The organism is Nonomuraea sp. NPDC049758 (assembly GCF_040674635.1).
Lineage (GTDB): Bacteria > Actinomycetota > Actinomycetes > Streptosporangiales > Streptosporangiaceae > Nonomuraea.
This window is the reverse complement of the sequence record NZ_JBFAMZ010000009.1, coordinates 103,478-126,162: the sequence shown is the minus strand read 5'-3', so window position 1 is coordinate 126,162 and position 22,685 is coordinate 103,478. Positions and strand designations below refer to the sequence as shown.

Annotated in this window: 25 protein-coding genes; 13 read left to right on the top strand and 12 right to left on the bottom strand. The window is 73.5% G+C overall.

Features of this window, described 5'->3' with window-relative positions; translation table 11 throughout:
* The first annotated feature begins 20 nt into the window (after window positions 1-20).
* Window positions 21-440: an HIT family protein gene (locus AB0J46_RS24485; protein ID WP_364335706.1), complete on the top strand. Its 420-nt coding sequence runs from the start codon at window positions 21-23 to the stop codon at window positions 438-440.
* A gap of 59 nt (window positions 441-499) precedes the next feature.
* Complete coding sequence (locus AB0J46_RS24480) at window positions 500-937, top strand: GNAT family N-acetyltransferase (protein ID WP_364335704.1); 438 nt, start codon at window positions 500-502, stop codon at window positions 935-937.
* A gap of 30 nt (window positions 938-967) precedes the next feature.
* Here the strand turns inward: AB0J46_RS24480 and AB0J46_RS24475 are convergent, their stop codons facing one another.
* A complete protein-coding gene (locus tag AB0J46_RS24475) occupies window positions 968-1,792 on the bottom strand; it encodes an alpha/beta fold hydrolase (protein WP_364335702.1) in 825 nt (274 codons plus the stop codon).
* A gap of 82 nt (window positions 1,793-1,874) precedes the next feature.
* Between AB0J46_RS24475 and AB0J46_RS24470 the strand changes: the two genes are divergently transcribed.
* The 3 genes from AB0J46_RS24470 (at window position 1,875) to AB0J46_RS24460 (ending at window position 4,083) form a co-directional block, all read left to right on the top strand.
* Window positions 1,875-2,459, top strand: coding sequence for a TetR/AcrR family transcriptional regulator (locus AB0J46_RS24470; protein ID WP_364335700.1), 585 nt, complete (start codon window positions 1,875-1,877; stop codon window positions 2,457-2,459).
* Window positions 2,460-3,143: 684 nt separating this feature from the next.
* A complete protein-coding gene (locus AB0J46_RS24465) occupies window positions 3,144-3,680 on the top strand; it encodes a dihydrofolate reductase family protein (RefSeq protein ID WP_364335699.1) in 537 nt (178 codons plus the stop codon).
* Window position 3,681: 1 nt separating this feature from the next.
* Window positions 3,682-4,083 carry a hypothetical protein gene (locus AB0J46_RS24460; RefSeq protein ID WP_364335697.1) on the top strand — a complete coding sequence of 134 codons (402 nt, stop codon included), beginning with the start codon at window positions 3,682-3,684 and terminating at the stop codon, window positions 4,081-4,083.
* A gap of 10 nt (window positions 4,084-4,093) precedes the next feature.
* On the opposite strand, the gene AB0J46_RS24455 is transcribed toward AB0J46_RS24460, so the two are convergent.
* Complete coding sequence (locus AB0J46_RS24455) at window positions 4,094-4,561, bottom strand: GNAT family protein (RefSeq protein WP_364335695.1); 468 nt, start codon at window positions 4,559-4,561, stop codon at window positions 4,094-4,096.
* A gap of 197 nt (window positions 4,562-4,758) precedes the next feature.
* Between AB0J46_RS24455 and AB0J46_RS24450 the strand changes: the two genes are divergently transcribed.
* A complete protein-coding gene (locus tag AB0J46_RS24450) occupies window positions 4,759-5,043 on the top strand; it encodes a hypothetical protein (RefSeq protein WP_364335693.1) in 285 nt (94 codons plus the stop codon).
* 162 nt (window positions 5,044-5,205) lie between these two features.
* Window positions 5,206-5,637: an SRPBCC family protein gene (locus AB0J46_RS24445; protein WP_364335691.1), complete on the top strand. Its 432-nt coding sequence runs from the start codon at window positions 5,206-5,208 to the stop codon at window positions 5,635-5,637.
* Here AB0J46_RS24445 and AB0J46_RS24440 read toward each other — a convergent pair.
* Window positions 5,634-6,305 (bottom strand): response regulator transcription factor, encoded by a 672-nt coding sequence (locus tag AB0J46_RS24440; RefSeq protein WP_364335689.1) that lies wholly within the window; start codon window positions 6,303-6,305, stop codon window positions 5,634-5,636. The two genes, AB0J46_RS24445 and AB0J46_RS24440, sit on opposite strands and share 4 nt — an antisense overlap.
* The gene (locus tag AB0J46_RS24435) at window positions 6,286-7,503 is read right to left on the bottom strand and encodes a histidine kinase (protein ID WP_364335687.1); all 1,218 of its coding nucleotides are present in this window, start codon (window positions 7,501-7,503) and stop codon (window positions 6,286-6,288) included. The genes AB0J46_RS24440 and AB0J46_RS24435 overlap by 20 nt, the downstream gene beginning before the upstream one ends.
* Before the next feature lie 150 nt (window positions 7,504-7,653).
* On the opposite strand from AB0J46_RS24435, the gene AB0J46_RS24430 reads away from it, so the two are divergent.
* Window positions 7,654-8,673 carry a hypothetical protein gene (locus AB0J46_RS24430; protein ID WP_364335685.1) on the top strand — a complete coding sequence of 340 codons (1,020 nt, stop codon included), beginning with the start codon at window positions 7,654-7,656 and terminating at the stop codon, window positions 8,671-8,673.
* A gap of 26 nt (window positions 8,674-8,699) precedes the next feature.
* Here the strand turns inward: AB0J46_RS24430 and AB0J46_RS24425 are convergent, their stop codons facing one another.
* Window positions 8,700-9,398: a gamma-glutamyl-gamma-aminobutyrate hydrolase family protein gene (locus tag AB0J46_RS24425; RefSeq protein ID WP_364335683.1), complete on the bottom strand. Its 699-nt coding sequence runs from the start codon at window positions 9,396-9,398 to the stop codon at window positions 8,700-8,702.
* Window positions 9,399-9,469: 71 nt separating this feature from the next.
* On the opposite strand from AB0J46_RS24425, the gene AB0J46_RS24420 reads away from it, so the two are divergent.
* Entirely contained in the window at window positions 9,470-10,333 is an 864-nt protein-coding gene (locus AB0J46_RS24420; protein WP_364335681.1) for a LysR family transcriptional regulator, read from the top strand.
* Window positions 10,334-10,417: 84 nt separating this feature from the next.
* Here the strand turns inward: AB0J46_RS24420 and AB0J46_RS24415 are convergent, their stop codons facing one another.
* The 3 genes from AB0J46_RS24415 to AB0J46_RS24405 form a co-directional block, all read right to left on the bottom strand.
* Entirely contained in the window at window positions 10,418-11,749 is a 1,332-nt protein-coding gene (locus tag AB0J46_RS24415) for a serine hydrolase domain-containing protein (protein ID WP_364335679.1), read from the bottom strand.
* 80 nt (window positions 11,750-11,829) lie between these two features.
* Window positions 11,830-12,492 carry a response regulator transcription factor gene (locus AB0J46_RS24410; protein WP_364335677.1) on the bottom strand — a complete coding sequence of 221 codons (663 nt, stop codon included), beginning with the start codon at window positions 12,490-12,492 and terminating at the stop codon, window positions 11,830-11,832.
* Window positions 12,489-13,802 carry a sensor histidine kinase gene (locus AB0J46_RS24405; protein WP_364335675.1) on the bottom strand — a complete coding sequence of 438 codons (1,314 nt, stop codon included), beginning with the start codon at window positions 13,800-13,802 and terminating at the stop codon, window positions 12,489-12,491. Before AB0J46_RS24405 ends, AB0J46_RS24410 begins: the two co-directional genes overlap by 4 nt.
* Window positions 13,803-13,936: 134 nt before the next feature.
* Here AB0J46_RS24405 and AB0J46_RS24400 point away from each other — a divergent pair, with 134 nt between their 5' ends.
* From AB0J46_RS24400 to AB0J46_RS24390, 3 genes are read left to right on the top strand one after another with little or no spacing between them, the layout of a single operon-like run.
* Window positions 13,937-14,872 carry an ABC transporter ATP-binding protein gene (locus tag AB0J46_RS24400; protein WP_364335673.1) on the top strand — a complete coding sequence of 312 codons (936 nt, stop codon included), beginning with the start codon at window positions 13,937-13,939 and terminating at the stop codon, window positions 14,870-14,872.
* On the top strand, window positions 14,869-15,666 hold the full coding sequence (locus AB0J46_RS24395) for a hypothetical protein (protein ID WP_364335671.1): 798 nt from the start codon (window positions 14,869-14,871) through the stop codon (window positions 15,664-15,666). Before AB0J46_RS24400 ends, AB0J46_RS24395 begins: the two co-directional genes overlap by 4 nt.
* A gap of 21 nt (window positions 15,667-15,687) precedes the next feature.
* Window positions 15,688-16,860: an alpha/beta hydrolase gene (locus AB0J46_RS24390; RefSeq protein ID WP_364335669.1), complete on the top strand. Its 1,173-nt coding sequence runs from the start codon at window positions 15,688-15,690 to the stop codon at window positions 16,858-16,860.
* A gap of 68 nt (window positions 16,861-16,928) precedes the next feature.
* Here AB0J46_RS24390 and AB0J46_RS24385 read toward each other — a convergent pair whose 3' ends face one another.
* Window positions 16,929-17,957, bottom strand: a complete 1,029-nt coding sequence (locus tag AB0J46_RS24385; protein ID WP_364335667.1) for a PHB depolymerase family esterase — start codon at window positions 17,955-17,957, stop codon at window positions 16,929-16,931.
* A gap of 154 nt (window positions 17,958-18,111) precedes the next feature.
* On the opposite strand from AB0J46_RS24385, the gene AB0J46_RS24380 reads away from it, so the two are divergent.
* A complete protein-coding gene (locus AB0J46_RS24380; protein ID WP_364335665.1) occupies window positions 18,112-18,273 on the top strand; it encodes a hypothetical protein in 162 nt (53 codons plus the stop codon).
* A 101-nt stretch (window positions 18,274-18,374) separates the two neighbouring features.
* Here AB0J46_RS24380 and AB0J46_RS24375 read toward each other — a convergent pair whose 3' ends face one another.
* The 3 genes from AB0J46_RS24375 to AB0J46_RS24365 form a co-directional block, all read right to left on the bottom strand.
* Window positions 18,375-18,683, bottom strand: coding sequence for a MiAMP1 family antimicrobial peptide (locus AB0J46_RS24375; protein ID WP_352329610.1), 309 nt, complete (start codon window positions 18,681-18,683; stop codon window positions 18,375-18,377).
* A 225-nt stretch (window positions 18,684-18,908) separates the two neighbouring features.
* A complete protein-coding gene (locus AB0J46_RS24370) occupies window positions 18,909-20,102 on the bottom strand; it encodes an Ig-like domain-containing protein (RefSeq protein WP_364335663.1) in 1,194 nt (397 codons plus the stop codon).
* 170 nt (window positions 20,103-20,272) lie between these two features.
* Window positions 20,273-22,486 (bottom strand): ATP-dependent RecD-like DNA helicase, encoded by a 2,214-nt coding sequence (locus AB0J46_RS24365; RefSeq protein WP_364335661.1) that lies wholly within the window; start codon window positions 22,484-22,486, stop codon window positions 20,273-20,275.
* Between the last annotated feature and the right edge of the window lie 199 nt (window positions 22,487-22,685).

Here is a 22,685-nt window from a genome sequence, read left to right as displayed (position 1 = left end):
CGTCGCCGATCATGACCGGTATGGAAGCGTGTGTGTTCTGCGACATCGTCGCCGGGCGGGCCGTGGCCAGCGTGGTCTACGGCGACGACGACGTCCTGGCGATCCTCGACCTTCATCCGGCCACGCCCGGTCACGTCCTGGTGATCCCGCGCGCGCACGTCGCCGGCCTGGCCGAGGCCGGTGACGCGGTCGGCGGGCCGATCTGGCGGGCGGCCCGGCGGGTGGCGGCCGCGCTGCGGGCCTCGGGGCTGCGTTGCGAGGGGGTGCGGCTGTCGCTGGCGGACGGCGAGGCCGCCGGTCAGGAGGTCTTCCACCTCCACCTGCACGTGGTGCCGCGCTTCGCGGGCGACGGCGTGGTGGTCAGCGCGGAGTGGCGCAGCCGCTCGCGCGCCCGGCTCGACCAGGACGCGGCGCTGATCCGTGCCGCTCTACCCCGCTGACCCGCTGACCCGCTGACCTAGGACCGGCCGCGTGCGCGGCATGTTGTTATGCTCCCCGCATGTTCCGCGAAGCCCGGCTTGACGACTTCGAGCACATCGTCCGCCTCTACCGGCAGTTGCAGCCGGATGACCCGGAGATCGTGGATGGGGCCGATCTGGCGGTCTTCCGGCAGATCCTCGCATCCCCCGCGCTGCGTCTCTACGTGCTGGAACTGGACGGGGCCGTCGTCGCGACGACCTACCTCAACGTGATCCCCAACCTCACCCGGTCGGCCTCGCCGTACGCCGTGATCGAGAACGTCGTCGTCGAGGCGTCGCGGCGGGGCACGGGGCTGGGCAAGCAGATCATGGCCGCCACCCTCCAGGCCGCGTGGCAGGCCGGCTGTTACAAGGCGATGCTGATGACGAGCTCGCGCCGGCCTGCGACCCACGCCTTCTATCGCGCCTGCGGCTTCTCCGGCGACGCCAAGCACGCGTACGTGGCCCGTCCCTCCTGACGGCCCGCCGCCCGAGGCGGGGCGTGGCCGTCACAGGGAGCGTTCGAGGAAGCCGAGGATCGTGCGGGCCAGGGTGACGCGGCAGTCCGACAGGGCGTGGTCGGTGGGGAAGAGGTGGTCTTCGAGGCGTTCGACGGGATGTGCCCGGTAGGCGGCGACCAGGGGCTCGTGGTGCACTTCGTGCGGGGTGACGTCGTCGTGGCCGGTGCCGGCGAGCAGCACGGGGCGGCCGGCCAGCCGGGGCGCGAGCCGGGCCAGGCGCCAGGCGTCGCCGCCCGCCTCCATCTCGTCGACCAGCGCCTGCCCGCTGGTGCCGCGCAGGGGGGCCAGCTCGCCGTCGAACGCCTTGACGTACCCGGCCCGCACCTCGGCGTCGGCGCGGCACAGCGCGGCGGCCACACCCAGGTCGAACGCGGCGACGGAGGCGACGGCGGTCACGGACGGGTCCGCCGCGGCCGTCGTCAGCGCCGCGAACCCGCCCATGCTGTGACCGACCAGCGCCAGGCGCCGCGGGTCGAGCCGGTGCGCGGCGGCCAGGCCGGGCAACGCGGCGACGACGGCGGCGGCGTCCTCCAGCACGTGCCCCCAGGACCAGGTGCCGCCCACGCCCCATGATCCGCGGTAGTGGAACACCAGGGCGGCGTAGCCGGCGCGGCGCAGCGTCTGGGCGAGGTCGAAGTTGCGCTCGTTGCCGGGGAATCCGTGCAGCAGCACGACGACGGGGTGCGGGCCGTGTCCGGCAGGCAAGTGCAGCACGCCGAGCAGGCGCTCGCCGCCGCTGTCGAACGTCACCTGCGGCGTGGTGGCCGGAAAGTCGGGGTCGCGCGGCGGGTCAGCGGAAAGCGGGTCAAACATGAGTGAACTCCCCGAAGATCGAACCGATCGGTACGACCCGAGACGTTAGCAGCCGATCGAACCGACCGGTACTATCCAAGCCATGCCCGTGGCCAAAGGCTCCACGATCGACCCCGCCCGCACCCGCGCCGCCATCCTGAGCGCCGCCACCGACCTGCTGTACGAGCGCGGCCTCGACGGCATCGGCGTCGCCGGGTTGTGCGCCGGGATCGGCATCTCCAAGGAGACCCTGTACCGCCACTTCGGCACCAAGGAGGGCCTGGTCGAGGCCGTGCTCCGGGAGCGCAGCGACCGCGTCGCCCGCTGGCTGGCCGGCCGCGTCCAGGCCGCGGGCGACGATCCGCGCGCCCAGCTGGCCGCGGTGTTCGACGCCCTGCGGCAGTGGTACGCCGACCCGGGCTTCCGCGGCTGCGCCCTGCTGAACGCCGCCGCCCAGCACCACGCCGACCCCGTACGGGCCATCACCGCCCGCCACCTGGACCGCTACCTAGAGCTGCTGACCGGCATCGCCGAACGTGCCGGGGCCGCCGATCCAGGGCTGGTGGGGCGGCAGCTGCTGATGCTGGTCGAGGGGGCGACCGTCGTCGCGGCCCATCATGACAGCGCAGCCGCCGCCGACCACGCCCTCCAGGCCGCCCTGACCCTCCTGCCCGCCACCACCCCCTGAACGCACTCCAACACACCCCACCCCGAGCCCACGCCCCTGGAAGCCTTCCGCCTAGGGTCGGAACCGTTCCCCGCGACCGACACCGCAGCCGTTCCGCACGACTGACCCAGAGCGTTCCGCGGCAACCCGCGACCGGAGACCCGTCCACCGGCCCGAAGAGCCGTTCCCGCAGGCCCAGACGGGAACCCCATCCGTGGTGGAGGCGGCTTGCGGCAGGGGGGCCGCTCTCAGGGGCCGTTTGCGGGGAGAGGCATCCTCGGCGGTCCATGGCCGGGAGGCATCCTCAGTAGCCCGCGACCGAACCGCCGTCCGCTGTAGGTTCTCGGCGCGGTCGGCGCGGTCGGCGCGGTCGGCGCGGTCGGCGCGGTCGGCGCGGTCGGCGCGGTCGGCGCGGTCGGCGCGGCCAAGGGTCCAAGGGTCCAAGGGTCCAAGGGTCCAAGGGCCAGGCGGGCGCGCAGATTCGCTTCTTCCCGAAAGAGTCGGCCCCCACCGGAGCCTTGCCGGTTCCACCGCTCCACCCTCCGAGAACCGCCCCTTCGCCACGCATGACCATCACCTCCCGGAGTGGCCATCACCTGGCCGCCAGGCAGGAGAACACGCACTTCGGACAACGGAAGTCGTCTTGACAACTTCATTTGTCGGTGGGAAGGTTGAGGCACCTCAGGAACTCAAGGAGCGACAATCATGCGTAAGATCACCGCGGGCCTGTTCATCTCCCTCGACGGCGTCGTCGAGGCCCCCGACACCTGGCACTTCCCGTACTTCAACGACGAGATGGGCCAGTCGGTCGGCGCGCAGATGCAGGCCGCCGACGCCATGCTGCTGGGCCGGCACACCTACGAGGAGTTCGCCGGGTACTGGCCGCACCAGGACCCCGAGAAGGAGCCGATGGCCGAGGCGATGAACTCCTCGACCAAGTACGTCGTCTCCACCACGCTGACCTCGCCGTCCTGGCAGAACACCGAGGTCGTGAGCCTGGCCGACCTGGCGGCGTTGCGGGAGGGCCCCGGCGGGAACATCTCGGTCGTCGGCAGCGGCACCCTGGTCGTCTCGCTGCTGCGCGAGGGCCTGCTCGACGAGCTCAACCTGCTGCTCCACCCGATCGTCGTCGGCTCGGGCAAGCGGCTGTTCGACGACGTGCGCGAGCAGATCCCGCTCACCCTGACCACCTCCACCACCTTCAGCACCGGCGTGCTGAACCTGATCTACACGAGGGCCTGACATGGCCGCCAAGACCGTCGCCGACAAGCTGCTCGTCAAGCCGGCGACCACCGTGTGGGTCTCCGACCCCGCCCATCGGCCGCTCCTGGGGCCGCTGCCCGAGGGCGCCCGCGAGGCCGGATCCGTCAAGGAGGCGGACGTCGCGCTGATCTTCGCCTCCGACGCCGCCGCGGCCCGCCGGCTCCTGGACGAGCACCGCGACGAGATCACCGCGCCGCCCGTGGTCTGGGTGGCCTACCCCAAGGGCAACAAGTCCGACATCAACCGCGACACGCTCTGGCCCATCGTCGGCGAGTACGGGCTGCGTCCCAACGGCCAGGTCGCGGTGGACGAGACGTGGTCGGCGCTGCGCTTCCGCGCGCTGAAGGACGGCGAACCCGCCTTCACGGGCGGCCGCAGCTGAGCCTGACCGGTCAGGCGGACGGGTCGTCGCCCAGCACCAGCAGCAGATGCTCGTCCTGGCCGTGCCGGACCGTGCCGGCGTGCCGGAACCCGTGGCGTTCCAGCAGCCGCACCGAGCCGGTGTTGCCCGCGAACGGGTCGGCGTACAGGGGCCTGGTCTTCTCCTCCGCCAGGAACAGCCCCAGAGCCGCGGTGCCGACGCCGCGCCCCCAGAAGGGGCGGCCCAGCCAGTAGCCGACGAAACGCCGCTCGCCCTCCCACCAGGACACCACGTTCCCGGCCACCTCACCCCCGACCGTGACCGTGCGCACCAGGACGGTGGGATCGCCGAGCACCCGGGTGGTCCAGTGGGTCATGAAGGCCGCCCGCTCGCGAGGGGCGAACCTGGACCGCCGGACGGCCTCCTCGTCGTGCTCCTGCTCCAGGAACACCTCCAGATCGGCCTGCAGGACGGGCCGCAGCCGCACGTCATCGCTCATGCCCGCCGAGTGTGCCACCAGGCACCGACAGTTCCGGCAGACACGCCTCCCGCGCCGCCGTTTCCCTCACCCAACGTGATCGCAGCCCTGTCTTTGGGCTGCTGACCGGGGATTTTACCCGGCCATCGAGCTTCACGGAGAGTGACATGGGGTAGTCACGGTGCAGAGTCGCCCGCTCGGGCAGGGAGGAGGAGCGCATGACAGGCACAGCCGTCAGCGGGCCGGGGGCCGTCGTCGAGGTGCCGACGGCCACGCTCGCCGACGGCGGAGTCGCGGCTCGGGCCGCGATGGGCACGGGCACGTCCCCGGTCAGGGCCGCGAGCCGCTGCGGTCACCACGGTCACCCCGACGGTCACCCCCATGACGCGGGGCCGGCCGTTGTCCGCAGCGCAACCGCGTACCACCCGGCCGGCCGCGCCATGCCGTACCTCACCGCGTACGGCATGGCCGGCCACGGCGGGAGCTCCTCGCCGGGGTCGTGATCCCGATGCCGGTCCCGCCGCCGGGTCTGACTTCCCCAGTCCTCAGCCCGGCGGCGGGACCTTCTCATGCCCACCCCTGCGCCCGTGCCGGGTTCGTCCGGCAGGATCATGAGCACGTACCTCATGTCCTGAAGGATGAGCCGGCACACGAGGAGGCCAGGGATGAGACCGGTGTACGCGGGCGCGGCGGTGGAGGTGGCCGCGCGGCCGGAGGAGGTGTTCGCACTGATCACCGACTGGCCGCGGCACCGCGAATGGATGTTCATGACGTCGGCGCGGCAGGTGGGCGAGCGCCGGGTGGAGGCCTACACCGGGGTACGGCCGGTGGGGTTCCTGGACACGATGACGATCGTGGCCTTCGAGCCGCCGTCGTACGTGCTGATGGAGCACACCGGGCGGCTGGTGCGCGGGCGGGGCGCGATCCGGGTGCGGCCGTGGCGGGGCGGCAGCCGGGTGATCTGGGCCGAGGAGCTGCTGCTGCCGCTGGGCGCGGCGGGCCGGGCGTTGTGGCCGGCGGGACGTCCGGTGGTGACGGCCCTGGCCCGGCATTCGCTGCGCAGGCTGGCGCGCCTGCTGGAGGCGCCGGCCCGTTAGGTGGCGTCGTGGACGACCAAAGCCAGTTGCACCCGGTTGTCCAGTCCCGCCTTGGTCAGGATGCGCGAGATGTAGCCCTTGACGGTGCCCACGCTCATGTGCAGCTCGCCGGCGATGACCGCGTTGGGCTTGCCCTGCCCGACGGCGAGCGCCACCTGGCGCTCCCGCTCGCTGAGGGCCGACAGCACGCGGCGGGCCTCGGCGCGCCGCCGGTCGTCCTCCTCGGGCATCAGGTGGGCGATCAGGCGGCGGGTGACGCTGGGCGACAGGCTGGGCTCGCCGGCCGCCACCCGTTTGACGGCCTCGACGATGCCCTCGGGCGGGGTGTCCTTGAGCAGGAACCCGCCGGCTCCGGCGCGCAGCGCCCGGAAGACGTGCTCGTCGGCGTCGAAGGTGGTCAGGATGATGACCTGCGGGGCGCCGGTGCGGGCGCGCAGCCGCCGGGTGGCCTCGATGCCGTCGAGGCCGGCCATGCGGATGTCCATCAGCACCACGTCGGGGGAGTGCTCGGCGACCGCGGCCTGGACCTGCCCGCCGTCGGCCACGGCCCCGACCACGCGCAGGTCGGGTGCGCCTTTGAGCATCAGGGTCAGCCCGGTGCGGACGAGCGCGTCGTCGTCGACGATCAGCACCCGGATCGGGCCGGGCTCACTCCGCGACTCCTCCACGGGGCCATGGTAGCCGTGCGGCCAGCCGGAACCCGCCGTCGCCGGCCGGTCCGTGCTCCAGCCTGCCGCCTGCCAGGGTGACGCGTTCCTCCAGGCCGGCCAGCCCCGCTCCGGCGCCGGTGGCGGCCAGTTCCGCCCGCGGCCCGGCGGGCGGCGGGTTGCGCACCTCGACGGTCAGCTCCCGGCCGGCCGTGCCGCGCACCTCGACGGTGACGGTCCGGCCGGGGGCGTGCTTGCGGGCGTTGGTCAGGCCCTCCTGGACGACGCGGTAGGCGGTGCGCCGGGTCGGCTCGGGCAGGTCGGCGAAGCGTATGCCGTGCTCGCGCAGGTCTATGCGCATCCCGGCCCGCCGTGACTCCGTCACCAGCGGCTCCAGCCCGGCCGGCGGCGGCTCGGCGGAGGGCGGCTCGGCAGAGGCGGGCCGGTCGCCGGGGTGCCGGCGCAGCACGCCGATGACGCCGCGCAGCTCCTGCAGCGCCTGGTGGGCGCTGGCGCGGATGACCTCGGCCGTCTCGGCGACCTCGGCGGGCGTGGCGGCGGCGTTGAAGCGCAGCGCGCCGGCGTGCACGGCCAGCAGCGACAGCCGGTGGGCCAGCACGTCGTGCATCTCGCGGGCGATGTCCAGGCGTTCGGCGCGGCGCGCTTCCTCGGCGCGTTGCCGCTGGTCGGCCTCGGCGCGGCGGGCGCGTTCGGCCAGCGAGGCCAGCAGTTGCCGGCGGGTCCTGGCCAGGATGCCCCAGCCGGTGACCGCCCCGCCGAACAGCACCGCGACCAGCGCCCACACCGGGTACGGCGCCAGCCCCGGCGGCCGCAGGGCGAACCTGGCCAGCGACGCGGCCACCCACGCCGCCCCGACGGCCACGGCCGCGGGCGGACGCCGGTGGAGCGCGACGACCAGCGTGGCGATCCCGGCGGCGACCGAGGCGGCGGCGGCCGGGATCGCCAGCGCGACGGCGGCCAGCCCGGCGGCCACCGGACGGCGGCGGCACCACCACAGCGCCGCGCACGCCGCCGCGCCGCCGATCACGTCGGCCCACAGGTACCAGCGGGGCGTGCCGGGCGCGAGGTCTCCCCACACCACCGAGACGGCGCCGGCCAGGGCGAGCACGACCCCTCCGGCAACCGCGACCCGCCCGCGCCGCGACCGCCTGCCCTGACTCTCGTCGCCCGTCTGCGGGCTGTTCGCCCCGAACACCATGGCCGATCGTAGCCCGCACCCGCCGTGCCGTGCGGCAACCGTGGTCGCCGGCCGTGGCAACCAAAGTCGTGACCGGTGCACGACCGCGGTGGCCACGCACCGGCCGCAAGGCAGCAGCGCCGCCCCCGCACGGGGCGGGAACGTGGGGGCATGGTCTCCCTTCAGGCACGCGGCCGGTGGGCCGCGCTCGTCCTGGCCGGGCTCACCCCGGTCGTCGCCGAGCTCATGCTGGGCAATCCGCCGCTGCGCCAGGCGTGGCTGCTGCTGGTGTGGACGCCGATCTACGGCGCGGGCACCGTCCTGATCCGCGAGCTGGTACGCCGTGCCGGTCGCGGGTGGGGGTCGGTGCTGCTGCTGGGGGCGGCGTACGGGATCGTGGAGGAGGGGCTGGCGCTGCAGGCGCTGACCAGCCCCACCCTGTACGGCGCGGCGGGGTGGGCGCCGCGCGTCCTGGGCCTCAACAGCGCCTACACCGAGCTGAACATCCCCTACCACGCGGTGTTCAGCGTGGCGCTGCCGATCCTGCTGGCCGACCTGCTGTTCCCGGCGCTGCGCAACCGCCCCTACCTGGGGCGGGCCGGGCTGGTGGTGGCGGGCGTGGTGTTCGTGCTGGGCGTGCTGCTGCTGCGCTGGACGGCGGCCTTCATGGACCCCGGCTACCTGGCGCCGTGGCCGGTGCAGGCGGGGTTGCTGCTGGCGGTGGCGGCGCTGGCCGTCCTGGCGTTGCGGGTCGTCCCGCCGCCGTCGGCCGGGTCGGCGCAGGCGGCCGGCGGGTCGGCGGGCGTGCCCGCTCCTGCGCTGGTGGCGGTGGGGGCCGGGGTCGTCGCGTTCGGGTATCTGGCGCTGCTGTTCCCCTTCGGCGGGGCCCGGCATCCGGCCTTCACCCAGGGCGGCTGGGTGGCGGCGCCGATGGCGGCCGCGGCGCTGCTGGCCGTGGTGGCCGCGCTGCTGGTACGGCGGTGGGCCGGGCACGGCGGCTGGGGCGACCGGCACAGCCTGGCGCTGGCGGGCGGCGCGCTGATCGGGCACACCGCCTTCGGAGTGCTCGCCAACGGCGAGACGGCCGCCGACCGGGTCTGGCTCACCGTGCTCGGCCTGGTGACGGCCGCTCTCCTGGCGCTGCTGGGCCGCCGTACGGGCCGACTGTCAGCGCCGGCCGGTACGCGCTGACCCGCAGCGCCCGAACGGACTGACGTTCAGCGGGCCGCGGCGGCGGGCTGGGCGTGGCGCTGCACGGCGGCGGCGAACGCGGCGATCAGCGGGTGCGGACGCCGCCCGTCGCCGGCCAGCTCCGGCTGGAACAGCGTGCCGACGAAGAACGGGTGGCCGGGCAGCTCGGCCACCCGCACCATGCCGTCCTCGGCGTGGCCGGAGAAGACGAGCCCGTGCTCGGCCAGCGTCCCGCGGTAGGCGTCGTTGAGGCCGTAGGAGCAGCTGTAGGCCTCGACGATGGACGTGGTCCCCATGATCTGCTCGATCTGCGAGCCGGGGGTCAGGCGCACCAGCCCCTCGTGCCCGGCCAGCGAGCACGACAGCGGCTCCAGCAGGAAAGCCTCGGCGCCGGGGGTGTTCTCGGCGTGCTCGACGTCCAGCCCGCACACGTTGCGGCCGTACTCCAGCAGCATGTGCTGGAAGCCGCCGCAGGTGCCCAGGAACGGGATGCGCCGCTCGCGGGCGGTGCGGGCGGCGTTGACGGCGCCGGCCTCGCTGGCGTACGGGCTGCCGGGCATGATCCAGATGCCGTCGAAGCCGTCGAGGTCGCCGGCCTCGGTGGTGGGGATCCAGTAGGGGTCCAGGGCGATGCCGTCGCGTTCGCGCAGCGCCTCGATCAGGCGGGGGACGCGGGCGTGGGACCGGACGCTGGGTGAACGGTCTGCGACCAGGGCGATTCTCATGCCTCCCATCGTGACCGCCACCCGTCCTTAAGCGCCAACGATGATGTCTGCACCTGCTATAAGCATTACTGATGGACCCGAATCTGTTGCGCACGTTCGTGACGGTGGCCCGCCTGCGCTCCTTCTCGGCCGCCGCCCACGAGCTCGGCTACACCCAGTCGGCGATCTCCCAGCAGGTGGCGGCGTTGGAGGCCGATCTGGGGCTGCCGCTGCTCGGCCGCCGCCCGGTGGAGCCGACCCCGGCCGGCGAGCGGCTGCTGGAGCACGCGGGGCCGCTGCTGCTGCGCCTGCGGGCGGCGCGCGCCGACGTGCTGCGCGCGGCGGCCCAGCCGGCCCACCGGCTGCGGCTGGCCGCGACCCCGCTGGCGGTCAACGCGGTGCTGGCCGGACGGCTGGCCGAGGCGCGCGCCGCCCAGCCGCGGCTGCGGGTGGAGGTGCGTACGTGTGACCGGGAGCGGCTGGCCGAGCTGCTGGCCGAGGGTGAGGCCGAGCTGGGGCTGGCCGACGGCATCGCCGCCCCCAGCGACCCGCTGCGCCTGCCGGAGTCGGGCCCGATGACCACGGTTGGTGTCAGCGAGGAGGACCTGGTGGTGGCGTTGCCGCCGGGGCATCCGCTGGCGGGACGCCGGGCGTTGCGGCTGGCCGACCTCGTCGACGCCCGCTGGCTGCAGACGCCGCTGTGCCCGTTGCCGCGCCTGCGTGACCTGGCCGGTGACGGGTTCGCCGCCGCGCTGGTCTACCAGGGCGACGACGTGCACACCGTGCTCAACCTGGTGGCCGCCGGGCACGGGCTGACGCTGCTGCCTGCCTCGGCCGGGCGGGGGGTGCCGCTGGTGGCGCCGCGCCTGGTGCACCGCGTGGAGCTGGTGCACGGCGCGCTGCCGCCCGGCCCGGCCGCCACCCTGGCAAGGGCCCTGACCGGCCCACCGGCCTGACGCGCCGGACGCGGGCCGGTCCCCGTCCGGCGGGCTGACGCGGGCGGCGTCCGGCCCGATCCGTGTGCGGCGGCAGGGGACGGGTCAGGCGTGCCAGCCGGTCACCCCGCCCGGCACCGGCGCGGCCGGGTCGTAGGGCTCGCGGGTGAAGACGAACGTGTTGAGGTCGAGGTGGTCGGCGGCCACGCGCAGCCTCTCGCCGGCGTAGTAGCCGTCCAGCCCGAGCCAGGTGCCGTCGTCCTGGGGCACGAACCGGGAGGCGCGCCCGCTGCCGTCGACGGGCGCCAGGGACAGCCCGCGCTCGGGCAGCAGCCGCAGCGCGTACGGCTTGGGCCCCCAGTGCCACAGCCCGGTCAGCGTCAGCAGCTCGGGGTCGGCGGGCGCGGGCTGCCATTCCTCGGGCAGGCGCGGCTCGTGCTCGTCGAGGATGTCGAGCAGGTCGGTGGGCAGGGAGCCGGTCATGCCGCTGGTGGTGTTGGCCATGAACAGCACGCCGACGCGTTCGGCCGGGTCGGCCCACACGGTGGCCAGGAAGCCGGGCATGGACCCGGTGTGCCCGGCCAGGCGGCGCCCGCCGACGCGGGCCAGTTGCAGGCCGAGCCCGTAGCCGGCGGTCCAGGAGTCGCCGTCGGCGACGCCGGCCGGTTCGCGCATCTCGGCCAGGGTGTCGGCCGACAGCACGCCGCCGGTGTCGCCGCCGACGAAGGCGGCCCAGCGGGCCAGGTCGTGCGGGGTGGACCACAGCTGCCCGGCCGGCCCCATGGCCACGGCGTCGTGCTCGGGCTCGGTGAGCACCGTGTCGGCCCATGGGTGGACGGCGTAGCCGGTGGCGTGCGGGGCGCGGGGGCGGGCGGTGGTGGCGTTCATCTCCAGCGGCGCCAGCACCTCCTGCCGCACGGCCTGCTGCCAGTCGGTGCCGCGCAGCCGGGCCACCAGCTCGCCCAGCAGCGCGAACCCGACGTTGGAGTAGTGGTAGAGGCGGCCGGGCCGGTGCCTGACCTGGTCGGGGCCCACCCGCTTGAGCAGGTCGGGCAGCTCCAGGCCGGGGGTGCGCTCCCACCACTCGGTCGGCGGTTCGGCGGTCAGGCCCGAGGTGTGCGACAGCAGCTGGGCGATGGTGGCCTGCCCGGCGGCGGTGCCGGGCAGGTGGCGCTCCAGCGGGTCGGTCAGCGCGATCCTGCCCTCGTCGCGCAGCCGCATGACGGCCACGGCCACGATCGACTTGGTGATCGATCCCAGCCGGTACTGGGTGGCCGGGGTCGGCGGGCCGTCGCCGACGCGGCCGCGGCCGCCGAACCACACCGTCCGCCCGTCGCGGACGATCGCCGCCGTCAGCGACGGCACCCTGCACTCGGCCTGCTCGACGGCCAGCCTGCGCAGCAGCGCGCGGGCCGTCACCTGTCCCACCTGACTCATGGGCGACAACACTAGCGGCGTCGGGTGGCCGCCAGGTGCGTACCTGCCGCCTCGCCGCGGCCGGCCGGGTCGCCGGGCTGTCATCGATCGTGGTGCGGGGCGACCAGGCCGGCGTCGTAGGCGGCGATGACGAGCTGGACCCGGTCGCGGGCGCCGAGTTTGGTGAGCAGGCTGGCGATGTGGGCCTTGGCGGTGCCGGGGCTGATGTGCAGCTGGGCGGCGATCTCGGCGTTGGACAGGCCGCGCCCGGCCAGCGTCAGCACCTCGCGTTCCCGCGCGGTGACGCCCAGCGGCTCGCGGGCCGGCGGGCGGGGTTGGGGGCGGCCGGCGAACTCGGCGATGAGGCGGCGGGTGACGCTGGGCGCGATCAGCGCGTCGCCGGCGGCGACCACGTGGACGGCGGACAGGATGTCCTCCAGCGCCATGTCCTTGACCAGGAAGCCGCTGGCTCCGGCCCGCAGCGCGGCGTGGACGTTGGCGTCGTCGTCGAACGTGGTGAGCATGATCACGCGGGTGGCGGGGGATTCGGCGGTGATGGTCTGGGTGGCCTCGATGCCGTCCATGCCGGGCATGCGGATGTCCATCACGACGACGTCGGGGCGTAGCTGCCGGGTGAGCTGGACGGCTTGGGCTCCCGTCCCGGCCTCCCCGGCGACGACGACGTCGGCGGTGCCGTCGATGACCATGCGCAGACCGGCGCGGATCAGCGGCTGGTCGTCGGCGAGCAGGACGCGGACGGTCATCGTGCCTCCACGTGTGTGCTGCTGCCGCTCTCGCGCACTGGGGCGTGCTCCGGCAGCGGCAGGGCGGCGGTGACGCGGAAGCCGCCCTGCGGTCGCGGCCCGGCACTGAGACGGCCGTCGAGCAGGGCGGCTCGCTCGCGCATGCCGGCGATCCCGTACCCGCTGCCGGGCGAGCCCGCGCCGGTTGAGGCGGTGCCGGTTGAGGCGGTGCCGGTTGAGGCGGTGCCGGTTGAGGCGGTGCCGCACCCGTCGTCGGTGATGTCGATACGCAGTTCGCCCGGCGCGTAGTCGAGGACGACCTGGCAGTGGCGGGCCCCGGCGTGGCGGACGACGTTGGTCAGCGACTCCTGGACGATGCGGAAGGCGCACCGGTCGACGGCCGGAGGCAGCTCGCGTGGCGTGCCTCGGCGGCGCACGTCCACGTGGAGGCCGGCGGCCGTGGTCGTCGCGGCGAGCCGGTCGAGGTCTGCCAGCCCCGCCGGCAACCCCGCCCCCGCCCCCGGCTCCGGCCCCGTCCACGTTTCCGGCTCTCCGGCGGCCGGGGGCTCGCGGAGCACGCCGAGCATGTGCCGCAGTCCTTGCAGGGTGTGCCGGCCGGCGGCCTCGATCGCGCCGAGCGCCTGGCGCGCCTGGTCCGGCCGGCTGTCGATCACCCGGGCGCCCGCGCCGGCCTGGATGGCGATGACGCCGATGCTGTGGGCGACCATGTCGTGCAGTTCGCGCGCGATGCGCAGCCGGTCGGCCGTGACCGCCTGAAGCTCGGCCTGTGCACGCAGCGCCTGGCCGTACTCGCGTCGTTGCCGGAGCGTGGTGCCCGCCGTCCAGGCGACCACGACGCCCAGGACGAGCAGGAGCGACAGCGCGAGGAAGCCCGGCGCGGCGACGCGCAGCCCCTGGGCCAGCAGGGTCCCGTGCCAGACCGCCTGCTGCACGATCAGCGTGGTGGCCGCCGCCACCAGCCCGGTCCGGCGCGTACGGGTGGCCGTGACGATACAGACCAGCAGATCGGCCGCCGGCAGCAGCGGCCAGATCCGGTCGGCGGGCTGCGCCGAGGCCACCGCCGCGACCAGTTCGGCCAGCAGCACCGCCAGCACCGCGCACGGCCGTCGCCGGGCCCACACCATCGGGACCGCCGTCGCGGCGGCGAACCCGATGTGTGCCGCGCCCACCGGCAGCGGGCTCTCGCCGTCGGTCAGCGTCACGACGTACAGCAGCGGCAGGCAGGCCACCACGGCGCACCACGACAGCGCCGTCCGCACGCCGTGCGGCAGCCGCTGCGTCAAGGGTGGCCTGGGCGTTGGTTCGCGCACCCGGCCGATCGTAGTCACCGGTCGCCGCCGCGGGCATCGGCCTGCCGGCCTATGCCCGCGGGCCACCCCGCCGGCAGGTGAACCGGCCTGTGGCCAGATGTCCCGCCTGCCCGGCCTGCGACACCGTTGGCCGGGTGATCGAAGTCAACCAACTGACCAAGCGTTACGGCGCGGTGAGGGCCGTCAACGCGCTGACCTTCACCGTGCGGCCGGGCTGCGTCACCGGGTTCCTCGGCCCGAACGGCGCCGGCAAGAGCACCACGATGCGGATGATCCTCGGGCTGAACAGGCCCACCAGCGGCACCGCCACCATCGGCGGCCGCCCGTTCGCCCGTCATCGCGCCGGCCTGCGGCACGCCGGCGCGCTGCTGGACGCCGGCGACGTGCACGGCGGGCGCACCGCGGCGGCGCACCTGTCGGCGCTGGCCCGCGGCAACGGCCTGCCGCGCCGCCGGGTGGGCGAGGTGCTGCGGGAGGTGGGTCTGGAGGGCGTGGCCCGCCGCCGGGTGGGCGGTTTCTCCCTGGGCATGCGCCAGCGGCTCGGCATCGCCGCCGCCTTGCTGGGTGACCCGCCGGTGCTGCTGTTCGACGAGCCGGTCAACGGCCTGGACCCCGAGGGCGTGCGCTGGGTGCGCGGCCTGTTCCGCCGCCTGGCCGCCGAAGGGCGCACCGTGCTGGTCTCCAGCCACCTGATGAGCGAGATGGAGCACACCGCCGACCGGCTCGTCGTCATCGGCCGGGGCGAGTTGATCGCCGAGGAGAGCGTGGCCGAGTTCGCCGCCCGCGGCACCGGCTCGTCGGTGACCGTACGCTGCGGCGACCCCGCCGAACTGGCCGCCGTGCTGGCCCAGGCAGGCGCCCGCGTCCATCAGGACGACGACGGCGCGCTGACCGTCACCGGGCTGAGCGCCGCCCGCATCGGCGAGCTCGCCTTCGAGCGGCGCATCGTGCTGCGCGAACTCGCCCCGCGCCGGGCCTCGCTGGAGCAGGCGTTCATGGAGCTGACCGCCGACCGCGCCGACCACCGCGCCGACTCCCATGCCGCCGGCCTGGCAGGTGACCGGCGATGACGGCCGCCCGCGTGCGTGACCTGCTGGCCGCCGAGTGGATCAAACTGTGGTCGTTGCGCTCCACCCGCTGGCTGCTCGGCCTCGGCCCGCTGGTCATCGTCGCCTTCGCCGCCCAGAGCAGCCTGAACGCCTACCGCGAGTGGCCGGGCTTCCCGCCGATGCAGAAGGCCACGTTCAGCCCGTTGAGCGAGGCGTTCAGCGGACTGTCGGCCACCATGTTCATGATCGGGGCGGGCGGCCTGGGCGCGCTGACGATCGTCGGCGAGTACGCCACCGGACTCATCCGCACCACCCTGACCGCCGTTCCGGCCCGTCACCGCGTCGTGGCCGCCAAGCTCGCCGTCGTCGGCGGCGTGCTGCTGGCCGCCGGCGTGCTCGTCTCGGCCGCCACCTTCGGCGTCAGCCAGGCCATCCTGTCCGGCCGCGGCGTCGCCGTCGCGCTCGGCGATCCCGGCGTGCTGCGCGTGCTGGCCGCCAACGCGCTTCTGGCTCCGGTGTCAGGGCTGGTCGGCATGGGAATCGGCGCGCTGCTTCGGCACACCGCGGCCGCCGTCGTGTCCGTCTGCGCGGTGCTGGTCATCGTGCCGACGTTCTTCCGGCCGACCGTCCACCAGTGGCTCAACGACCTCTACGCCCTGGTGCCCTTCTACGTCTGGCGTACCTGCCTGGGGCTGCCCCAGCTTCGTGATGATCCCGCCCTGCCCACGGTGGCCGGCTCCTGGGCCGTGTTCGCGGCCTGGCCGCTGGCCGCCGCCGTCCTGGCCGTGCTCGTCGTGCACCGCCGCGACGTCTGACCGCTCCCTGAGAGGAATCCGATGAACTCCCTGCTGTTCCGGCCGCTGGCAGCCTGCCTGGCCCTGGCCGTCACGGCCTGCGCCACGCCGACCGCCTCGGCCACACCCTCCGGCCCCGCCGCCGCCGCGTCCGCGGCCGTTCCCCGGCTGGAACTGCCGCGCCCCACCGGCCCCGATCCGGTCGGCCGCGACGTCCTGTACCTGGTCGACACCAGCCGTAAGGACCCGTGGGTCCCGCGATCGGGCCCGCGCCGGCTGATGGTCTCGATGTACTACCCCGCTCGCTCGGCCACCGGCGCCCCGGCCCCCTTCATGACGGTGGAGGAGGCCGCGTCCCTGCTGCGGCGCAAGGCCCCCGGCGCCGAGCTGCCCGCCGAGATCGTCAGCGGCATCCGCACCTACGCCCACACCGGCCCGCCCGCCAAGAACGGCCGCCGCCCGCTGGTGGTGCTCTCACCCGGCCTCGGCCTGCCGCGGGCCAGCCTCACCTCCCTGGCCGAGGACCTGGCCAGCCGCGGCTACGTCGTCGCCTCGCTCGACCATGCCTACGAATCGTCGGGGACCGTCTTCCCCGGCGTCGGCCTGCTCACCTGCGCACCCCTGTGCGACCAGCCCAGACCCCCCGAGGGCGGCAAGGCCGCCATCGCCAGGAACCGCGCCAAGGACGTCTCCTTCGTCCTGGACCGGCTGACCGGCCGCCACCCGGCCTGGAAACGCGCCGACCTGATCGACTCCAGGCGCGTCGGCATGGCCGGCCACTCACTCGGCGGCGAGGCCGCCTCCATCACCATGGCGACCGACAAGCGCGTCAAGGCCGGGATCAATCTCGACGGCACCATCAGCGCGACCCTGCCCGCCACCGGCCTGGGCGATCGCCCGTTCCTGCTGATGGGCAGCCAGAGCGACCACAGCCCCGGCAAGGACGACACCTGGGACAGCGCCTGGCGGACCCTGCGCGGCTGGAAGCGCTGGCTCACCGTCGCCCAGGCCCAGCACAGCAGCTTCACCGACCTGGCCATTCCGCAGAGCAGGATCGGCCCGCCGGCTTCCGGCGTCATCGCCGCCGAACGCGGCCTGGCGCTCACCCGTGCCTACGTCGCCGCCTTCTTCGACCAGCACCTGAGGAACATCAGACGGCCCCTGCTCGACGGGCCCACCCCGGACAACCCCGAAGTCGGCTTCCACAACCCGTGACCCGGCGCCGGGAGGCGCACGCGCCGGCTTCCCCGTCCGCCGCCTTCCCCTGATCGCGTCCGGGGCGGTCAGCGGGTGGGGGCGTGGTCGAAGGCGTCGAGGATGAGGCGGCTGGCGTCCAGGTCGCGGGCGGTGTCGCCGAGGCTGGGCACCTCGATGGGGCCGGGCCAGGTGTGGCCGCCGCCGTCCACCGTGTACAGGCGCAGCGTGGCTCCCCGCGGGCAGGACGTCCACAGGCGCAGTCGGACGCGGCGCTGGGGATGGCTGGTGGTGGGGGAGGAGCAGCGCTGGGCGGCGGCCCAGGCGTCCATGGTCTGCTCGACCGGGGGCAGCACGATGAGCGCGGCCAGGTGCCGCAGGTTGCCGCCGGGCTCGGGGTGGCCGCCGTCGTAGGGGACCAGGCGGTCGGCCGTGCCGTGGAAGGCGACGATCGTGGTGGGGACGGGGTGGGCGCAGGGCTGGGCGATGGGGATGCCGGCCACGGCTGCCACGCCGCTCAGGCGTCCGTCCAGGGCGCAGACGAGCGAGGCGGCCAGGCCCGCGCCGTAGGACAGGCCGGCGGCGAACTCGCGTCCGGGGTGGGCGCACTGGTGGCGTTCGACCTCGTCCAGCAGGGCGGCCAGGTAGGCGGTGTCGTCGGGGCCGGCGGTGTGCGGCAGGGTCCAGGCCAGCCGTCCGGGCGCCGATTGGGGGGTGATGACGATGTAGCCGCGCCTTGGGCCGATCTGGGGCAGGCGGCTGTAGGCGGCCTGTTCGGCGGCGTTGGAGCCGAGGCCGTGCAGGTTGAGCAGCACGGGGTGGGGGCCGGGACCGTCGGGGACGGCCAGCAGGTAGCGGCGGGTCAGACCGGCGGTGGTCAGCTGGTGTGGGCCGGAGGTGAGCCGGCGGGCCGTGGCCGCGCATCCACTGCTCGCCGCACCCCGCCCCTGCTCCCGCATCCGCCCCTGCCCCAGGTCCTGCCCCTGCTGCTGCCCGTCTCCCTGCGCCTGTCCGGGAGTCTGGCCCTGAGCCCGGCCCAGCGCGCGGTCCTGCGCGCGGTCCTGCGCGCGGTCCTGCGCGCGGTCCTGCGCCGGGCCTTGCGGCCGCGGGGGAGTCACCTCCCGGGACGAACCCGGTGGGGGTGCCACTGCGGAGGGCGGCGAGGATGCCTCACCATCGGCGGAAGGGGACCGTTCGCGTGCGCCTGGCAGGGCGGGGACCGCGCAGCCGGACAGCACCGCCATCATCAGGAGCGACATCACCGCCAAGACCGTGGCGCTGGCGGTGATGCCCGCGCAGGCACTCCGGGTGCTGGTCGCCCTGGCGCTCGCGGCGCTGCTGGTGGTGCTCGTGCTGGTGGCCGTGCTGCTGCTTGCGGTGGTGCTCGCGGTGGTGCCTGCGCTCTTGCCCATCTCGCCCCCCCGCGCGTGCTGATGGTCGTACTGGCAAGTGTGCCTCGCACGGCCGTCCGTACGCGCGCATGCCGAAACCGGCCGCCCCCTGTGCCCGGGGGACGGCCGGTCAGGGGTGGCGGGTCAGCACACGATGAAGATGCTCTTCCAGCCGACGGGGGTGCGCTGCTCGGCGTTGCGGTTGGAGGCCAGTTCGAAGTGCATCACGCCGGAGGCGTTGGGCTGGTTGTACATGCGGCCGCTCTGGCCGTCGCCGTACCACTTGTAGGAGCCGTGGTAGGGGATGTTGGACACGCCGCAGGCGTCCAGGACGACCGAGCGGCCGGTGAAGCCGGGGCCTTCGTAGGCGACGTACTGGGAGGCGTACGCGGCGCCGGCCGAGGCGAGGACGAACCCGGCGGTGATCGCGGGGACGAGAAGGATCTTCTTCAACGTGTTCTCCTTCGAGGGTTCCTGACGAATGCCCACGGTGGGTAATCGTATGGCAACCCTTCGTGCACGTCGAGGCGTTTTCGCTGATGGCGAGGGCGAGAGGCCGTCGAGGACGGTTCACGACAGCGATCCCGGCCGTCGAAAAAGCCGCTCACCGCCGCGCCTGCCGGCGGCGGTGAGCGGCTGGAAGCCTGCCCGAAGAAGGAAGGGGGAGCGGGGGAGCGGTCAGGACTTGGCGTGCAGGGCGCTGCCCTTCTTCCACTGCGAGAAGGGCAGCTGCCAGTAGCCCCAGCCGTTGTTCCACTCCAGCTCGCGGTTGGTGCCGGTGATCTCCACGACGTCGCCGCGCTGGAAGTTGTCGTAGAACCACTTGGCCTGGTCGGGGCGGGAGTTGATGCAGCCGTGGCTGACGTTGCGCACGCCCTGGGCCCAGACGTTGTCCTTGGCGTGGACGTACTCGCCGGAGTTGGAGATGCGCACGGCGTGGTCGATCATCACGTCGTAGTAGCCGGGGTCGCCCTTCTTGCGGCCGGGGGAGATCATGCGCACCGGGTTGCCGCGTTCCATCGTCAGGTGCACGCCGGAGGTCGTGGTGTACTCGCGGGTGGTGGCCATGCCGGCGCTGATGCGCATGGTCTGCACGCGCTTGTTGTCCTTGTAGACGTACATCATGTGGGTCTTGGTGTTGACCTTGCTGATGACCTTGGCGCCGATCTTGAGGCTGGCGGAGTAGTCCTTCACGCCGTACAGGCCCTTGCCGGCCTTGACGCCGGTGATGCGGGCGTTGAAGGTGACCTTCTGGTGGGCGGGCCAGTACTTGGCGGTGCGGTAGATGACGGTGGTGTCGTTGATCCACCGCCAGGCGCCGGTGACGGGCTTCTCGGCCTCCACCTCCAGGGCGCGCTCGACGGCCGCCTTGCCGGTGACGGGCTGGTTGAAGGTGACGATGATCGGGGCGCCGACGCCGAGGGTCTCGCCCTTGGCGTTGGGGGTGACGTCGGCGACCTGCAGCTCCCGCTCGGGCTTGACCGTGGTGAAGGTGCTGGTGGCGGCGGTGGCCCCGGCCTTGGCCGAGACGTTGTAGTTGGTGGAGGGCTTCAGCGGCGTCCGGGAGACCCATTTGGTCTTGTCGGCGTTGAACCTGCCCTCGACCGTGTGGCCGCCGCCGTCGACGGTCACCTCCTCCAGCGCGCCGCCGGCGGCGGTGACCACGACCTTCTTGTCGGGGCTGACCTTGGCGCTGCCTTCGGCGGGGCTGATGGTGACGGTGGGCGCCTGCGGGGTGGCCACGGTGGTGGCATCGGGCGCTTCCGGCCCGCGCGAGGCGGCGTTCCCGCTCGAGCAGGAGGCCGTCAGGGCCGCAACCGCCAGCAGCGCGAGGCCGGCGGCAGACTTCGTCCATGCGGGCGCAACGTTCAAGACTGTCCTCTCCCCCAGGGCGGCAAACCCACCCCAAAGACTTTAATGCTCCTGCATGTATGACGCAGAAGCATTTAGGAGAGTTCGGTCACATTTGCATCACTAATTGCTGTCAACCCCAGGTCAACCTGCGTCAACGCGACGATCAACGCTCTTGCCCGTGAGGTGGTTCAGCGCCGCTCCAGGCGGTGGGTCAGGCTCGTGTGCCGCCGTCCGGCGCCCTTGGTCCGTACGGCCTGGGCCAGCGCCCGCCGCGACCCCACGATCACCACCAGCCTCTTGGCCCGCGTGATCGCGGTGTAGAGCAGATTGCGCTGCAGCATCATCCACGCGCTGGTGGCCAGCGGGATCACCACCGCCGGATACTCACTGCCCTGACTGCGGTGGATGGAGACGGCATAGGCGTGGGCCAGCTCGTCCAGCTCGTCGAAGGCGTAGTCGACCTCCTCGTCCTCGTCGGTGCGCACGGTCAGGCTCTGGTCGTCGGGACGGATGCCGGTGACGATCCCCACCGTGCCGTTGAACACCCCCGCCGCGCCCTTGTCGTAGTTGTTGCGCAACTGGGTGACCTTGTCGCCCACCCGGAACACCCGCCCGCCGTACCGGCGTTCGGGCATGCCCTCGCGGGCCGGCGTCAGCGCCTCCTGCAGCGCGATGTTGAGCGCCCCCGCCCCGGCCGCGCCGCGGTGCATCGGCGCCAGCACCTGCACCTCACGCCGGGCGTCCAGTCCGAACCTGGACGGGATGCGCCGCGCGACGACGTCCACCGTCATCGCCGCGATCTCCTCCGGCTCCTCGCACGGGAACAGGAAGAAGTCCGACATGCCGGCCAGCACCGGATGGTGCCCGGTGTTGACCCGGTGGGCGTTGGTCACCACCCCCGACTCCTGCGCCTGACGGAAGATCTGCGTCAGCCGCACCCGCGGCACGTCCACGGCGGCCAGCAGATCCTTCAGCACCTCCCCGGCTCCCACCGAGGGAAGCTGGTCCACGTCGCCCACCAGCAGCAGATGCGTGCCCGGCGCCACCGCCTTGAGCAGTTTGTTGGCCAGCAGCAGATCCAGCATCGAGGCCTCGTCCACCACCACCAGGTCGGCGTCCAGCGGGTTGTCGCGGTCGAAGGTGGCCTCCCCGCCCGGCCTCAGCTGCAACAACCGGTGAACCGTGGTGGCCTCGTGCCCGGTCAGCTCCGACAACCTCTTGGCCGCCCGACCGGTCGGCGCGGCCAGGATCACCTTGGCCCGCTTGGCCCTGGCCAGCGTCACGATCGACCGCACGGTGAAACTCTTGCCACACCCCGGCCCGCCCGTCAGGACCGCCACCTTGCACGTCAGCGCCAGCCGTACCGCCTGACGCTGCTCGGGCGCCAGCTCGGCGCCCGTCTGGGCCGCCAGCCACGACTCGGCCCGCTCCCAGTCGACGTCGGCGAAGGACCGCAGCCGGTCATGGCCGCTGTTCAGCAACGACAACAACCCGCCGGCCAGCGACAGCTCGGCCCGGTGGAAGGGCGGCAGATACACCGCCGGCACGCTGTTGTCCCCGGCGGGCACCTGCTCGCGCACCACCCCCTCCTCGGCCGCCAGCTCCTCCATGCACCGCGTGGCCAGTTCGGCCGGCACGTCGAGGATCTTGACCGCGTCGGCCACCAGGTTCGGCGCCGGCAGATAGCAGTGGCCGTCGTCGGCCGCCTGCGACAACGTGTACCGCAGCCCCGCCTTGACCCGTTCGGGACTGTCATGGGGGATCCCCACCGCCTGGGCGATGGTGTCGGCCGTCTTGAACCCGATGCCCCACACCTCATCGGCCAGCCGGTACGGCTGCCCGCGCACCACCGAGATCGACGACTCCCCGTACTGCTTGAAGATCCGCACCGCGATCGAGGTGGACACCCCGACGCCCTGCAGGAAGATCATCACCTCCTTGATGATCTTCTGCTCCTCCCACGCCGCCGCGATCATCTTCGTCCGCTTGGGACCCAGCCCCGGAACCTCCACCAGCCGCTGCGGCTCCTGCTCGATCACCTCCAGCGTCCCCGTACCGAAATGATCGACGATCCGCTCGGCCATCTTCGGCCCGATCCCCTTGATCAGCCCCGACCCCAGATAACGCCGGATGCCCTGAACCGTGGCCGGCAACACCGTGGTGTAGGACCACACCTCGAACTGCCTGCCGTACCTCGGATGTGACGTCCACCGCCCCCGCAACCGCAACGACTCCCCGACCTGCGCCCCCAGCAACGGCCCCACCACCGTCAGCAAGTCCGCCCCCGACCGCTCGGTGGCGACCCGCGCGATCGTGTACCCCGTCTCCTCGCTGGCGAAGGTGATGCGCTCAAGCACCGCATCGAGGGACACACCGAGCGAACCGTTGGCGTCAGGCTTCACGCAAACCCCTCTATTGCCTGTTTTGAAGGCAAGGGTAGAGCAGCAGGAGGGTGACAAGCGGAAGACGTGCAAGGTCCAGCCGGCGACGGGACACGCGATCGACGTGTACCTGGCCGAGCGGGCCGTGGTGGCGGTGGCGGAGCTGACCGGCCACGCTGACGCCCGCCTCCTCGGCGAGCGTCGCGACGGTGTGCCTCGG